At 69.1% G+C, this 13,968-nt stretch carries 11 protein-coding genes; 6 read left to right on the top strand and 5 right to left on the bottom strand.

Features of this window, described 5'->3' with window-relative positions; genetic code table 11:
* Window positions 1–35 precede the first annotated feature (35 nt).
* The gene (locus tag M8C17_RS01445; RefSeq protein WP_252414295.1) at window positions 36–3,251 is read right to left on the bottom strand and encodes a hypothetical protein; all 3,216 of its coding nucleotides are present in this window, start codon (window positions 3,249–3,251) and stop codon (window positions 36–38) included.
* A 103-nt stretch (window positions 3,252–3,354) separates the two neighbouring features.
* Between M8C17_RS01445 and M8C17_RS01440 the strand changes: the two genes are divergently transcribed.
* Window positions 3,355–3,528, top strand: a complete 174-nt coding sequence (locus M8C17_RS01440; protein ID WP_161801643.1) for a hypothetical protein — start codon at window positions 3,355–3,357, stop codon at window positions 3,526–3,528.
* 111 nt (window positions 3,529–3,639) lie between these two features.
* Here the strand turns inward: M8C17_RS01440 and M8C17_RS01435 are convergent, their stop codons facing one another.
* The gene (locus M8C17_RS01435; protein ID WP_252414294.1) at window positions 3,640–3,786 is read right to left on the bottom strand and encodes a hypothetical protein; all 147 of its coding nucleotides are present in this window, start codon (window positions 3,784–3,786) and stop codon (window positions 3,640–3,642) included.
* Between the two features lie 113 nt (window positions 3,787–3,899).
* Between M8C17_RS01435 and M8C17_RS01430 the strand changes: the two genes are divergently transcribed.
* From M8C17_RS01430 to M8C17_RS32085, 4 genes are all read left to right on the top strand, one after another.
* Window positions 3,900–4,154 (top strand): hypothetical protein, encoded by a 255-nt coding sequence (locus M8C17_RS01430; protein WP_252414293.1) that lies wholly within the window; start codon window positions 3,900–3,902, stop codon window positions 4,152–4,154.
* 255 nt (window positions 4,155–4,409) lie between these two features.
* On the top strand, window positions 4,410–4,697 hold the full coding sequence (locus M8C17_RS01425; RefSeq protein ID WP_252414291.1) for a hypothetical protein: 288 nt from the start codon (window positions 4,410–4,412) through the stop codon (window positions 4,695–4,697).
* A gap of 47 nt (window positions 4,698–4,744) precedes the next feature.
* On the top strand, window positions 4,745–5,191 hold the full coding sequence (locus M8C17_RS01420; RefSeq protein WP_252414290.1) for a hypothetical protein: 447 nt from the start codon (window positions 4,745–4,747) through the stop codon (window positions 5,189–5,191).
* Window positions 5,192–5,440: 249 nt separating this feature from the next.
* Window positions 5,441–10,579 (top strand): sacsin N-terminal ATP-binding-like domain-containing protein, encoded by a 5,139-nt coding sequence (locus M8C17_RS32085; RefSeq protein WP_252414288.1) that lies wholly within the window; start codon window positions 5,441–5,443, stop codon window positions 10,577–10,579.
* A gap of 448 nt (window positions 10,580–11,027) precedes the next feature.
* Here the strand turns inward: M8C17_RS32085 and M8C17_RS01410 are convergent, their stop codons facing one another.
* Window positions 11,028–11,603: an excalibur calcium-binding domain-containing protein gene (locus tag M8C17_RS01410; RefSeq protein ID WP_252414287.1), complete on the bottom strand. Its 576-nt coding sequence runs from the start codon at window positions 11,601–11,603 to the stop codon at window positions 11,028–11,030.
* A gap of 136 nt (window positions 11,604–11,739) precedes the next feature.
* Here M8C17_RS01410 and M8C17_RS01405 point away from each other — a divergent pair, with 136 nt between their 5' ends.
* On the top strand, window positions 11,740–12,222 hold the full coding sequence (locus M8C17_RS01405) for a GNAT family N-acetyltransferase (RefSeq protein ID WP_252414285.1): 483 nt from the start codon (window positions 11,740–11,742) through the stop codon (window positions 12,220–12,222).
* Window positions 12,223–12,411: 189 nt separating this feature from the next.
* Here M8C17_RS01405 and M8C17_RS01400 read toward each other — a convergent pair whose 3' ends face one another.
* Window positions 12,412–12,699 carry a hypothetical protein gene (locus tag M8C17_RS01400; RefSeq protein WP_252414283.1) on the bottom strand — a complete coding sequence of 96 codons (288 nt, stop codon included), beginning with the start codon at window positions 12,697–12,699 and terminating at the stop codon, window positions 12,412–12,414.
* Window positions 12,681–13,814, bottom strand: a complete 1,134-nt coding sequence (locus M8C17_RS01395) for a hypothetical protein (RefSeq protein ID WP_252414281.1) — start codon at window positions 13,812–13,814, stop codon at window positions 12,681–12,683. The genes M8C17_RS01400 and M8C17_RS01395 overlap by 19 nt, the downstream gene beginning before the upstream one ends.
* Window positions 13,815–13,968 lie beyond the last annotated feature (154 nt).

Raw genomic sequence — 13,968 nt, 5'->3', positions numbered from 1 at the left:
CCACTGGATCGGTCGCAGGATCCAGCGAGTTGACCTCAGGTTGAGGGCTGACCGGGCCAGGCGAGATCCGCCCAGCTCCATGGGGCAGATGGGTTGCCGTCGGGATCGCGACCATAGCGAAAAGGCGCGGCTGTGCCCGGTTCCAGCCGAAGGTAGGACTCCAGACGTAGGTAGAAGGTGAAATGGCCGGTGTCCGCGAGGCGGGCGAGCAAGGACCGAAGTGGCGCCCCAGCTCCGGCTTCGTCGAGCGCCGACACCAACATCTCGACCGCGCTGGGCCGTTCGAGGTCCACGGCGGCGACGGCTCGCTCGGCCAGCGTCATCACCTGTTCGTCAGCACCGACGTGGGTAAGTGCCTGCAACAACCGCGGTATGTGCGGCGGCCCCGGCTTGGTCTCGTGGACGTCGACGATGCGCGCGGGGCAGCGTGCCAGCAGGATGGCGAGGGCTTCGTCACGACCCGCACCGCGTAGCTCGGTCAGCAGTCGCAGCACATTGCTGGGCTCGGTAAGGCTCGCCTCGGTGGCGACCCGGGTGTCGAGCACGGCGGCGGCGTCAGGCCGCTCCAAGTCTCCCAACGCGTCGGCCAACTGCACGACGGCCTTCACGTCGTCCACCGCTACGACGTTCCACGGTTCACGGGCGAGGATGTCGTCGGCTCGGCTGAACGCGGCCATGGCGAGCAGAAGGCGCGCGACCGCACGCGCGTCGTTCAGCGATACGGTGGTTGCGGGATTCCGGCTCAGTAATCGCTGTGCGGCGTTGTCGTCGCGGCGGTCGGCGAGTTCCTCCAGCACTGCGGCCACGAGGTCCGGATCGTTCACCGGAATGTTCGCGGCCAGCTGGGCCTGAATGTCGGCCTGGGGGAGTACCTGCTGCAGGATGCTGAAGGTCTTCGCGTCGGCGATGAGAGCCGGATCGGCGAGGATCCGCTCGATCACGCCTGTCACGACGGTGTCGTCGCATAGAGGCAGAAGCCACAGGCCCGCCTGCAGGTCGGCGATGATCGCCTCCAGGCACGGTGCGGGCAGTGCGGCTTCCCAACCGGCGTCGAGTCCAATTTCGACCGCTATGCTACGTGCTTCCCTATGCCATGCCGCTGAAGCATCACTGCCATATCGGTGCAAGCGCGCTGCCAGCTCGTCGAGCTGCGCAGTGGCGCCGGCGTCGGCGAGAGAGCCCCACAAGAATCCGGTGTCGCTGAGGTCGCCGAGATCGACGCGACCTGCAGGGCCCGCAGCGAGAAGGCGTTCACGCTGATCCGTGGTCCCGAACTCGGCGACGTCGCCTAGTAGGGCTCCGGCCGCGAATCCGTCCGCCGGATCCATCCGATCGATTGCCGCGTCAAGAACGCCGCGGGCGAGGTCGCCTGCGCCCAGCGCGACCAGATCACGTGCCAGCCAGCGGTCACCGTTGCCGGCCAGCCGGACGGCGAGAGTACGGAACTGGCTCTCCTCGCCGAGGTCTCGGAACTGCCGCAGCAGAGGTGAAGTGTATCTGTTGATCGCCACGTGGGCTGCGGGATCACGAGCCAGCACGACGCGCAGTAATTCCTCCTCGCCGGCTTCGCGCAGATCTGTCAGAAAGGTGTAAACCGCCGAGGGATCATGTAAGGAGCCTTTGAGGGCGGCCCGATGGCGAACACGTCCGACCAACTCCTGCAGCCCGAGTCGCTCGACGGCGCGGATCAGCTCAGAAGCATGCCGTAAATCGGACCGGGGCACCTCGTCGACGATCCAGCGCGCCGCTTCGGCCGCGCCAGCGGCGTCGACCTCGTCTAGGATCGAAAGCAGTTGTACAGCGGCCCGGTCCGTGCGGTGGCCTGCTGCGTGCCGGAAGAGCACGGCCGCTTCGCGCAGCAGGCCCCGGTCGCGAGCCGCCCCGGCCAGCGCGGCCACATCTCGCGCATCCAGATGAGTGCGCGCCGCCCGCCAGAACGAATCCGGCGGGAGCACGGTGGCTCGTTCCGCGGCGCCGGCCTGCTTCAATGGGTCGGCCAGCACATAGCCGTCGACGGCGTCAGCACGGGTGAGCGGCCCTCGCACACCGTGGACCGGCGTACCGAGATAGGTGAGGGCACGCTCGAACCAGTCGGGGGGTAGGCCGTCCCGTTGCGCACCGGTGAGTTCGCCAAGGGCGGCGGTAGCGAGGAAGTCCGCGCACATGTCCGACTGCGCGCCGAGGCGCCGGGCATCGACGGCGGCGTGCACGACCGCCCGGGCGCCCGCTGTGGCGGTCTGGTACCGCCGTAGCACCTCGGGCACGCCCGCGAGGTACTGGGTCACCGCCCCGCGATCCGCCCGCTCCAAGGCTTGTCGCAAGCGTGGATCCGCGTCGGCGAGGTCCCGCAACGTTTGCAGCGCAGGTCCGGTGAACGTCGGAGGCACCGGGATCGCGGCGTTGGCGAGCAGCGCTCGCGCCTGGAAATGGGGCTCGTCAAAGTCCCGCGACGTCGGTGCGGCGAACCGCTCCCACTTCTCTGACCAGATAGTGCCCAGCAGCAGCAAAGGGCGCCGTACGTGGTCATCGACCATAGCGCGCAGCTGTAGGGCTGTGGCCTCGTCCAGGAACCGCTGTATCTCGTCGAGCCAGAGGACGGTGCGAGGCCCCAGCGCGCTCAGCGATCCGGTCAGCTCGCCCGCGTCGAGTGGGCGCCAGATGTGCCAGTCGTCGCCGAGACCACGAACCGCTTCCCAGCAGGCGCGGGTCTTTCCTGTCGACGAGTCGCCCACCAAAACCTGGATGACAGTCTCCCCGGCGGCGGCGCGAGCCACCGCGGCCGCCAGCACATCGTCGTGGGGGCGCCTCACGTAGCGCGGCAGCAGGTCAACCGCACCGTTGACCGTGATCGCGTCGTGCACGCCGAGGCCGAACGGGTTCTCCGCCCATTGCCGGGCCGGCCGGCCGAGTCGATCACTGGCACGGGCAGCCGCGGCGATCCGCGCGGTGCTGACGCCCGCGGCCCGCACCTGGTTCTCGGTCAGAAACGCCATGCGCCAGCCCTCCTCGTCGAGCAGTTCGGTGACGCGGTCGTCCAGCTTGCCCTGGGCCCGGGCCTCCGCGGCGATCGCATGCACCAGGCCGACGATGTGCTCGATCAGCTGAGGTTTGACACCGCGGTCGAGCCAGTTCTTGACCGACTGGGCGGAGACGCCCATGGCACGCGCGATGCTGCGCTGCGACGGCTCGCCGCCCAGCTCCGTTCTCCTGAAGGCGGCGAGCTGGCTGACTCGGTCCGCGTAGCCGTCCACCCGTCCACCCTAGGCGTGGACGCCCCATGGTGAGCACTACGGCATAGCTGCTCATCCATCCAGATGGTCGCTTCTCGCCCGGGTGCTCACCGACCGTCCCGGCATGACATTTCTCGTGCTGGCCCTCGCCTTGTCGGGCGCCCTCAACATCGCCTTGGCGGCGGGCATCATCGCCGCCGTTGCCGGTCAGAGCCGTTACCGGGCACTGGCCGTCGGCGGCACAGCGTTCCTGGCGGTCCTGACCGTGTTCTTCACCGCCCTGCCGTCGTACACGTGACGGTCTTTCGGCCTTCGACCCGGCGGCGGGCTTGGTGGAGACCCACCGGTCCGGCCAGCGCCCCGGGATGCCGGGTGCGTTCTCGGAAAGCATTTTCGGGAAGTGGCCGGTTCACGGTGTCGCCGCGCCCGACGACCGGCGGCGGGCCCGTGAGGACCGTTGCGGTACGGGTAGGTAGCTGGGACGGGACACCATGACCACGCCGGTGATGCCGGGCAGCGCCAGCAGTGTGTTGCGGATGCTGCCGTGGTGCTGCACCGAGCCCGGTGCTCGCGGCTCTGGTCGTCGAGGAAGGGCGCGCCGAGTCCGGTTGGCCCCGCTACAGCTTGTCCCGGATCGCGGTCGGACGTGTGGTGGACGGTCTGACGCGGATGAACCTCGAAGACGCCGACGCGCAGACGGAACGATCCGTGCTCGTGGTGAGCGTCAACGACGGCTACGCGATCGTCGCCTCGACCGGCTATCCACCCAGGATGGAGAGCATGGCCCCGAGCGAGCTGGCAGGCGGCCGGATCTGCCAGCTCAGGCGCCGGGGGATGCAACTCAGTCCATTCCAGTGGATCGGCAGGGTGGTCTCGGCGAACCGTTGGACGCCCCCGGTCGCGGAGTACTGCGTCGACCCCTAGCCCTAAGCCGTAGCGTTCGTCGCCGCCGTCAGCCCGCTTAGCAGCCGTGACTCCCCAACCTGGTCGTGCCCGTTAACGCCCGCGTGTCGCTGCACGCCCGACGAGTGGGCCACCCCGCCAGGGAACTCGGCAAGGGCCGGCCACGTCTACCAGCGATTTCGAACTCCAATCCCCTCGATGGTGTTCGGGGGGCCTCAAAAACTACATCTGGTCCTCATTCATCCCGAGCCTTAAGCTGGCAATATGCGAGACTGGGTGACGATCCTTGCCACAGTGTCGTTCGTGCCCGCTTTCGCCAGCGGGGTCTTGGCCATCATGAAGGCACGAGTTGCCCGGCGAGAATCTGTCCACGTCACCATCGCGGTCGGCTCGGAGCGGATCGAACTCGCCAGTCGCGATCCAGCCGAGATCGCCGAGGCAGTCCGCGTGCTCGCTGCCGAGCTTCCGTCGCCTCCGCATCGGGGACCTCGCGCCTCAATGCCACGGCAACGCGCTGCCTCTGCCGACGAGATCCCCGCCCAGCGTGGCGAGGTCGTGCAATGAGGCCCTCCGACTCCCGTGCGGGCGCGACCCTATCCCGCGCAGCCGGCGTGAGTGGCGGAACGGGACTGATCCTCGTCGGTCAGACCATCGGGGGGACCTGGGGCGCGGTCATCACTTACCTGTCACCAGCCATGGGCTACCTGATTGGTTACGGGTTGATGCGATGGAACGCTTGGGCGGACCGTCGTCAGCGGCAGCGCGCAATGGTCGAGTTCGAAAAGGACGTGAACGACGCGCTCGCTAGTCCGGCTCTCTCGGAAGGGCAGAAGCAAGGGCTGCTTGACGGGCTTGCGCAGATTAAGGTCGCTGCGGCCATGGCGAGTCTGGAACGGGTCAGGCTCAGCATCCAGGCGTCCGCACCAGAACGGCTTGACCCGGGACATCTCGCGAGCGCTGCCGACGAGCCGATCGCGTCCGACGGCTGGCAGGACACGCCGCAAGGAAGACCTTCTCCAGTGCTGCCGAATCAGCCCCATGGCGCTGACGGAGGCTAATGCGCGCCCTTGCCGCAGGACGTTTCGGAGGCGCCGCCCGGCGGTCGCCGCCCGCCCTGAAGTCTCGATCCAGGTCAGCGTCGTGGGGCTCATCGGGCGCTCTCCTTTGTCACGGCGGCGGTGTGCCATCCCCAGCTGGCGTGGGGGACGTGCGGCAACCAGCGCCGCCGCTGCTCCGGCCCTCGCACTGGCAGGCTGTGGCAACCGTCGGCGCTACGCCGACACATGAGCGCGTGGCACTCTGTGCCAGTGAATGAGTTCCGGCAGCAGATCCGGCGTCAGGCCGACGGCGTCGCCCAGATGTATCTGGACGGCGAACGGGCGGATCAGCCGATGACTCGGCAGCAGAAGGAGTTCATTGAGGGGATTATCGCGGCCGACTACGACGGCCGGACGATCATTGAGCTGCTCCAGAACGGCCACGACGCCCATCCGCGCGAGGTCCGGACCGGGCGGCTGGAGTTCCTGCTGGCGGAGGACGAGGCCGAGCACGGGGTGCTCTACGTCGCGAATGGCGGCGGCCCGGTTGCGCCGCAGGACTTTCGGGGCATGTGCCGGATCGCGATGAGCCCCAAGCGGCCCGACCAGGGCATCGGCAACAAGGGCGTCGGGTTCAAGAGCGTCCTCCAGCTGTCGGAGAGTCCCGAGGTCTACAGCCGAGCCACCGCCGGATCGCCCTCCTTCGACGGCTTTTGCTTTCGCTTCGCCCAGCCGTCCGACTTCGGCGAGCTCGCCGCTCGGGTGGCCCCGGAACGTGCCGGCCTGGCCGATGAGCTGCGGGCCAACGTGTCGCAGATGACGGTGACCGTACCGCTGGACGGCCTTCCGGAGCGGGTCGGCGAGTTCGAGACGGCCGGGTACGCGACCGTGGTCCGCTTGGTCCTGCGCTCGGCCGTCGCGCTGGAGCAGACCCGCGAGCAGCTGAGGCAGGTCTGGTCGACTGCGGTTCCGTTCAACCTCTTCTTAGAACGGGTCGAGCGGATTACGGTGCGAACGCGAGCCGCTGACGGCGCCGAATCGGTCGAGGCGCTGACCAGGACGTCTCGGCCGGTCGGCGACAGGACCGAGGAGATCCGGCTCCAGGACGGCAGGACCTTCCTGCTGCTGCGCCGCCCGGTTTCAGAGGCCGCTATGCGGACCGCGATCGAGAGCAGCCGCCTCAACTCCCGCTGGGCCCGCTGGGAGGGCGACGCCGAGGTGTGCGTCGCCGTCCCGCTCGGCGAACCCCTGGACCAGGGCCGGTTCTACACCTTCCTGCCGATGGAGGAGGCGGCGCCGCTGCCGGCCTTCGTCAACGCGCCCTTCTTCGCCCAGCTCGACCGCAAGAGCATGAACGCGGCGGTGCCGCTGAACGACATGCTGCTGAGCCAGGTCGCGGCCCTGTGCGCGGACGCAGTTCGTGGCGGTTCCGCGCTGCCTGGTGGGGTTTCGCTCGACCTGGCCTGCTGGCAGCAAGCGGCGCTGCCCCGGCTGGTGGCGGCCTTCGGCGAGGACGAGGTACCGCTCACCGGCGTGCCGCTGGTCCCGGCTCTAGGGGTTGTGGATGAGCGGGTGCCGCTCGACGGGGTCAAGCTGTGGCGCGGCAAGGGCACCACGATCAGCGCGGAGGCCGTGGCGGCCACCGGTGTCGCGCTCGCCGACAGCTCCCTGGGCCCGGTGCGGACCAAGCGCGCCGAGACGCTTGCCCGGCACCTCGGCCTGCGGCTCACGGCCACCTCGGCGGAGCTCGCCGCCTGGGCCGAGGCGGTGGCCGCCGACCTGGCCCTGGACGACGCGAACCCGGCGGTGTGGGCGGGCTTCTACGACGACCTGGCCGCCGAGCTGCGCGACTTCCCGGAACAACTGCGAGGGCGGCGGGTCCTGATCGGCGAGCGGAGACGGTTGCTGCCGGTCACCGACGAGCTGCGGGTTTTCGTACGCCCGAACGGCGAAGCCGCAGCACCACCCGCCGCCGTCCATGCCCGCCTGGCCTTCCTGCTGCCTGGGATCTGGCGCGTATCGGAACGGCCACGCCGCCCGGGCCGGGAGTGGTTGGAGAACCGGAGACTGGTCCGCGAGTACCACACCGAGACGGTCCTCGACGTGATCGGCGCCGCCATGCGAGCCCTCGAGCCGGACGACCACGGAGCCCTGCGGGAGTGCCTGGCCTTCGCCTTCGACGTCTGGCACCGGGCCACCCGGGAGGTCAGCCCGAGCGTGGTGCGCGTCGCGAACCTGCTGGTTCCGACTGCTGCCGGCTGGCGGAAAGCCCAGACCGCCACTTTCGGCGCCGGCTGGGGCGGCCCCACCGCCGACACGGACGCCCAGCTCGCCAGACTGCTCGCCGCGGCCGCCGAGGTCTCCGGCGACCTCGCCCGAGTCGCGGAGGCGTGCACGACCCCGACCCACCTGAAAGTCGGCGATCCGGACGCGTGGCGCGAATTCCTGGAAGCGGCCGGGGTAAGCCACGGGCTCACACCCCTGTACTACCCGAAACGGGTCTTCGAACTGCGCGGCGAACAGGTGGCGAACCCGGCCGCGGCACCCCTGCCCGGAGTCGATCTTCCGGCCGCCGACAAATGCACCTGGCGTGAGGTGGCCGCCGGGTGGAAACGGTGGCTGCCTCAATCACGGACGGTCCGCTACCGGCCCGCCACCGATGTCGCGGTCCTACCAGGACAGGGCGATTGGCTGTCCTTCAGCCCTGAGGCCCGGCGGATCTACGCCGAGTTGATCCTGCGCGGGCTTGAGGTCTGGCCCGACTCCGTCCTGGAGATCTTTTTCGAACGGGCCACCGACAGCAGCAGGGCGGCCTGGCCGACTTTCGTCTCCTCGTTCCTGGCCACTGCGGACTGGATCCCGCAGACCACGCCCGGCCAGCGCAGCCAAGTCACCCTGGCCGTCCCGGCGGACGCGTGGTGGGTCCGGGACGAGGCGACCCCCGACTATCTGCGCGCCCAGCCGCACGCGCTGCGGAGCCTGGCTACCCCGCGCGTGCTGGAGCGGCTGCGAAGGGCCGGAGTCCGCTTCTGGGACGACCCGGCGAGCGCCCGCAGCCGCCTGGACGAGCTGACTGGCCTTGTCGACGGGCACACGGCGGTGAACCCGGGCGTGCGCAAGGCCTACGAGGAGGCCTGGAACGAGATCGCCGAGGGCGCCGAGCCGCCCGGGAGCATGCTGGTCACCCGGCAGTCCCGGCTGGAGGTCGCGGACCTGCGGGCCGAGGGCGAACCGGTCTACGTCTGCGACGAGAAGGGTGCCGCCAAGGAACGCCTGCTCCAGCAGACTCCGGTCGCGATGCTGGCGATCCGGTCCCGGCCGCTCGCCGAACGGGTCCGCCGTCGTCTCCTGGGGACCGGCCCGAACCGGCTCGTGCCCACCTCCGAGGTCGCCGTCGACGTCATCGGGGACGGCGTGCCCGCCGCGGACCTGCCGTTTCGTGATCTCGGTGCTTTCGGCGGCGACTGGCTGCCCACTCTTGTGCTCGGCTGCCTGGAGCTTCAGCAGAGCTCGTTCCGGGCCGTCACCGTCCAGCGCCTGGTTAACGTCGACCGGGCACTGTCCCGCTGTCGGCTCGCCACCGCCACCTCGGTCGTCGCGCACATCGGTCCGCACCGGATCGCCGCCGGTGACTCCGGCGCCCTGTCTTTCCTGCTCGACAACGGCGACCACCCGCGCATGGTGGTTCTCGCCCTCGAACCGGACCGGTGGACGGTCCTCCAGGCGGCGAGCGGCGCCCTCGCCGAGCTGGCCGGTGACCCGCAGTTGGAGCCGTCGCTGCGGCTCGCGCTCGTCGACCTGCGCCAGCGCTGCGGCGAGGCGACCCCGGTGATCGCCGACATCGCGGCCGTCCTGCGGGTGCCGCCATGTGATCTGGAGGCGGCCGTCGCCGGAGCCGTCACCCGGTACGCCGACCATTCCGCCGTCGTTGCCGTGCTCGCCTGCGTCGATCTGGATGTGGCCCAGGAACTGCGGGAACACAGTGACGGCTTCGGCGGGCGCGACGAGTTGCGCGCCTGGCTCGCCGCTACCGGAGTGGACGCCGACCGGGTGCTCGCCCTTGCCGACCGTAACGACCCGCTCGCCGCGATCACCGAGCTTGGCGTCTCGCTGGAGAAGGCCAACCTGGCCTTCCGGCTCTGCGGACTGCCGCCGCTGCACCGCCGGGGCGGGCACGCCCGGCAATTTGAGGCGTTCCGGCAGCAGTACCGGGCGGCCATCTTGGACCAGCTGAGGGACCGCTTCCTCCCGGTCGCCCGGCGGGGCGAGCCGTTGACCGGCTACCTGAGCCTGCGCGACCTACGGGGTCTGACTGCCGACGAGAGATGGCTCGACCACTACTGGGAGCTGCCTGAGGAGGTGATGCACGAGCGGGTCGATGCCTGGCTCGACGAGGGTGCGCCGCCCGCGTCAGCGGAGGAGAGCGGGCTGCCGCCGGTCGACACGCTGCGCGAGCACGGCCGCCGGGTCGCCGTCCGGGCGGTGACCAGCGCCCGGCTGGTGGTGGAGGCGTGGTCGCACCGATCGCCGGAGCCGGCCACCGGCCGCCCGGGCAACCCGGAGACGGTCGCGTCGGAGATGGCCGAGGCCGGAGCGCTAGACTTCAAACGGATCGGCCAGGACGACGTGATCACCTGGCTCGCCGAGCACGGGCAGTGGCCGGCGGCGATGCCCCTTACCACCGCGCCCGCCCGGCTTAAGCTCTCCGAACAGGACCTGACCCTAGCCGGGGAGCGATTGCAGCAGGCCTCGGTAGTGCGCCACCGCAACTCGGTGACCACCGTCTACGGGGGCCGCAAGTACGGCCAGGAGGCCGAGGAGACGCAGGCTTTCATCGACGCGGTGCGGGGTTCCGTACCCCCCGAGGTTTTGAACACCCAGCCGCTGCCCGCGGCCCTGCCGCCCATGCCGCTGCCCGCACCATCCTCCGGCCGCGCCCGCGGCGGCTCCGGTTGGCAGGTCACCTCGGCACCACCCGAGGTGACCGCCCGAATCGGGCTTGCCGGCGAGCTGATTGCCGGCGAGTGGATCGAGCACCACTTCCGGTTGCCACCCGAGGTCACCTGGGTCTCCGCTAACCGCCGCAGCCGCTTCCCCGACGGCCGGGCCGACGACACGCTCGGCTACGACTTCGAGGTCCCGCTAGGCGACCGGCGGCTGCTGATCGAGGTCAAGGCCACCAAGGAGGCGGCCGCCCAGATCACTCTCGGTGAGTCGGAGGTACGCACCGCCCAGAGCCTCGAACCGCACGAGGAGTACTGGATCCTCTTCGTCACCCACGCCCTCGAACCCGAGCGGCACCGGGTCCACGTCCTGCCGAACCCGCTGGCGCCGGGCGGCCTCACCCACTATCAGGTGGCCGGGCACAGCCTGCGACTGCTGTTTCAGTTGCCCGGCGCCACGTCGTGAGCCGATCAGTCGGCGTGCAGGGCCGTCTTCAGCTCGACCTTCGGGTCGATCAGACCAGCTTCGGGGTCTGGAGGCGCAGGCCGTGCAGCAGCGCGTTCAAGGTCCCGTGATTGACCTAAATGCCGGCTGTTCACGAGCTGCCGCGCCCGGTCCCCGGACCGGGCGAGGATCGCAACACCACCGCGCTCACCCTGAGCGGCCAAGACGGGTACAGCTGCGCCAACGCGCAGGTAGGGGCCATAGTAGGCGGCTTAGCTCACTCGCCTTCCTAAACGGTGTATCCTTCCACCGCAGGCTGCTGACCTGCGGGTTCCTTGATCTGAAGCCCGAAAATCGGTCGTACAGGCGTGTTGCTGTGATCGGTTGCTGGGAATTAGTCGATCGACGGGCGCCGGATAGAAGGCAGCCCCAACATCCTGTGAGGTCGGGGCTTGGTCGCGACCTGGCGCTACTCGCAGCCGATGCCGTCGCCGTCTCGGTCCAGTTTTCGCGAGCAGCCTGGGTCGCCCTTGCGGATCGGGTCGGCGCCTGCCTGCCGAACCTCCGTGCAGTTGGCGTAGTACACGTCGCCGTCCGCGGCCGGGCCGGTGTCGCCGTTGCCGCCGTCCGGTTCGCACGCCTCCCCGTCCCCGTCCCGGTCCAGTTCGGGTCGGAAGCCGGGCTCACCCGGGTAGAGGGGCTCGGTTCCGGCGTCTCGTACCGCGTCGCAGCTGTTGTAGTACGGCGTTTCGGGCGCGCTGCTGGCGCGCGGCGGCTCGGGTGCCGGCTTGCGGGCCGAGGCCGTCTTGGTGGGCGCGATGGCGACGGCGGTGGGCTGCGGCATCGCCACAGGGCTGTTGGTGCTGGCGTTCGTGGCGGTGATGCGCTGCACCTGAGCCGACGCGGACAGCTGAGGCTGACTCTGGGCGGCCGGTTTGTCATCGCCGATGCTTGCCCCGCAGATGACCAGGCCAACGACTGCGGCGGCGGTGAGTGCGAGCGTCTGCGCGGGCTTCAGGGGCTTCAGGGGCTTCAGGGGCTTCACCTACGCGAGTGTGCCGGGGCTGATCGGCGGCGGTGATCGGCTGACCGGATGCCGGGGTGTCAGGAAGGTGACTGGTCCAGCTGGCAAGCTGCTTCAGCCGAAGAGCAAAGTCGGGGGGATTCGGTACGGTGGCCGGGTGATCGAGGTGCGACAGCCGACCCCGGCCGACCTGGAGGCGCTGGCGGACATCCTGAGCGCTGCGGAACTTGGTTGTGGCCCTGAGGGTCGGCAGTGCTGGGTGGCCGTGGAGTCGGGCGTCGATCGCGTCCACAAGGTCATTGGCGGTGTCATCGCTGACTTCAGCTACGGCGACTACGGGTCCACTGTGCCGTCCGGCCACGGTGACAACCACGCCTACATCTTCGCCATCGCGGTGGCGCCCGAGGGTCAGCGCAAGGGCGCCGGTCGCGCTCTTATGCGCCGCGTTGCCGAGGGTGCCCACGCTGCGGGCCTGTCGTTCCTGGTTCTCATGCCTCAGGAGCGCCGCGCGGACGATGTCAGCGAGCACATAGCCTTCTTTCGCGCCTGCGGCTTGAGCTCGTTGGCGCCGGAGAGGTATATGTCGCCCTACGGTGCCACCGTCCTCGAGATCCAGCAGCGCTTGCGGCTCGACTCCTGATGCCGTGGCCTGGGCCTGAGGGTCAGTGACCTCTGCCCATGAGGTGGCAACGCGTAAACCGGTCGCTGTGCCCGAGCCGTACTCGATCCGGCTTCGGAACGCGGCGAGCACGACGTGAAGAGTTGATCGGCCCTCTGGGGCGAAAGGCCGGCGGGATCTCTGCAAGTGGCCCGCGCGGGCCTGTTTCGTCTACCTCGGTAGGGCGATGTGGTGCCTGCGGAAGAGACTGTTGAAGAAGGCCGTGACTAGGGGGCGTGCCTGGTCTTCGTCGTGGAGTTCGGTCGTGCCGAACCGATAGACCTCGTAGCCGGCGAGGGTGAGGTCGCGGTTGGCGGCCACGGTACGGGCGTACTCGTTGCCATCTGGGAGCCAGCGTCGCTGGCCGTCGGGAGGTGCTTGTTCGCTTGCGTAGTGCGTTTGGCCGTCGACTTCCAACACGATTCGGGCGCCGGCTGGTGCTAGCAGCAGGAAGTCCATGCGGAACTGCACCAGCGCGTATTTGCCGCAGGTCTTGATTGTTCTCGGGTCCCAGTGGCGCCACACCTCGGGTAGGAGGGCGGGAAGGTCTTGGAGGGCGGCCCGGTAGATGTCGTGGTAGAGCTTGAACAGGAGCAGCTGTTGCGGGGAGCCCGGGGCACGCTGCTGCCGAGCCGCTGGTACAGCTCCCGCTTGGCGTGGTGATCATTGTTGATCCGGCGGGTGTCCGACCACCAACTTTGCAGGTCGCGCCAGCGTAGGCCCGAAGGGCTGATGGGCCGGTCGTAGACGAGAATCTCCCCGGTGGGATCCACGACCTCGACGTCACTGTCGATGACGTCGATGAGCCGTAGATCGGGCTTCTTCGGGGACGCGAAGATGAGCTGCTTGGGTCGGCCGGTCCTGGATCCGGTGGCCACCAGGTGGAAAGTCGGGTAGCGGTCGGTGTTGCCTGTCTCCCGAAGCTCCAGCCCGATGGCGGCCAGCCGCGGATTGATCGTGTCGACCAGTTGGCGTTGGGCGTCTTCGTCCGGCACGGTCTCGCCGGACACCATGCCTTCGAGGAAGAGGGCGAATCTGCGGTCAGATGCGTGATCGACCGCATCCAGCTCGTCGAACAGCTGCTCGACGGTCCAGTCGTCGTTGCGGTAGAAGTGCCGTTCGATGTGCCCGCTGAGACTGGTGTCCTCGAAGCCGAAAGAGATGCCGCTGTGGCGAAGGTCAAATAGCGTGGCCAGGAGGTTGTGGAATCGCTGGGCGTGATCGACCAGGATCTGCCCCGGCAGGGCCCGGGCGAGGTCACGTCGTGTCCGCTTCGGGATCGGAGGAGGATGCTCGTCGGCCCACACGAGATCCTGGATCGTCATGCGGTCGATCATGTGTAGGCCGGTGTTCCGTTCGACCAGACCGATGGCGACCTCCCGGAGTCGCTCGTCCGGGACCGCTGCGGCGCTGCTTGCGCCACGCTGGGCTTTGGTCTCGCCGCCTGTCGATGGCGGGAGTCCAGCCTCGGCCAGGTCCTCGTCGAGCTTGGCGTGAGTGCCTCCGTCAGCGATCGCGCGGGCGGCCCGGGTCACGACCTCACGAAGCGTCGCGACACCCGCGTCGTCAGCCATCGTGTCATTCTGGCAGGCATCGCACCGAAGTCACACTGGCCTCAGATATCGACCAACGCTCCAAGCGTAGTCCTGCACGGACACAGGATCGGGGCAACCCGTCCAAGTGCAGCACCTGCTTCCCCTTCGCGGTGCGACCACGGTACCCGCGACA

Origin of the sequence: Micromonospora sp. RHAY321 (assembly GCF_023896955.1) — a bacterium.
Taxonomy (GTDB): Bacteria; Actinomycetota; Actinomycetes; order Mycobacteriales; family Micromonosporaceae; genus Micromonospora.
Note: the sequence above shows the minus strand (reverse complement) of the source record. Positions and strands in the feature narration are given on the sequence as shown.

Bases quoted from the DNA above. Each gene is read 5' to 3' on its own strand.
- M8C17_RS01395 (WP_252414281.1), bottom strand. From the start codon at position 13,814: ATGGCTGACGACGCGGGTGTCGCGACGCTTCGTGAGGTCGTGACCCGG.
- M8C17_RS01400 (WP_252414283.1), bottom strand. From the start codon at position 12,699: ATGGACTTCCTGCTGCTAGCACCAGCCGGCGCCCGAATCGTGTTGGAA.
- M8C17_RS01440 (WP_161801643.1), top strand. From the start codon at position 3,355: ATGACATTTCTCGTGCTGGCCCTCGCCTTGTCGGGCGCCCTCAACATC.
- M8C17_RS01430 (WP_252414293.1), top strand. From the start codon at position 3,900: ATGAACCTCGAAGACGCCGACGCGCAGACGGAACGATCCGTGCTCGTG.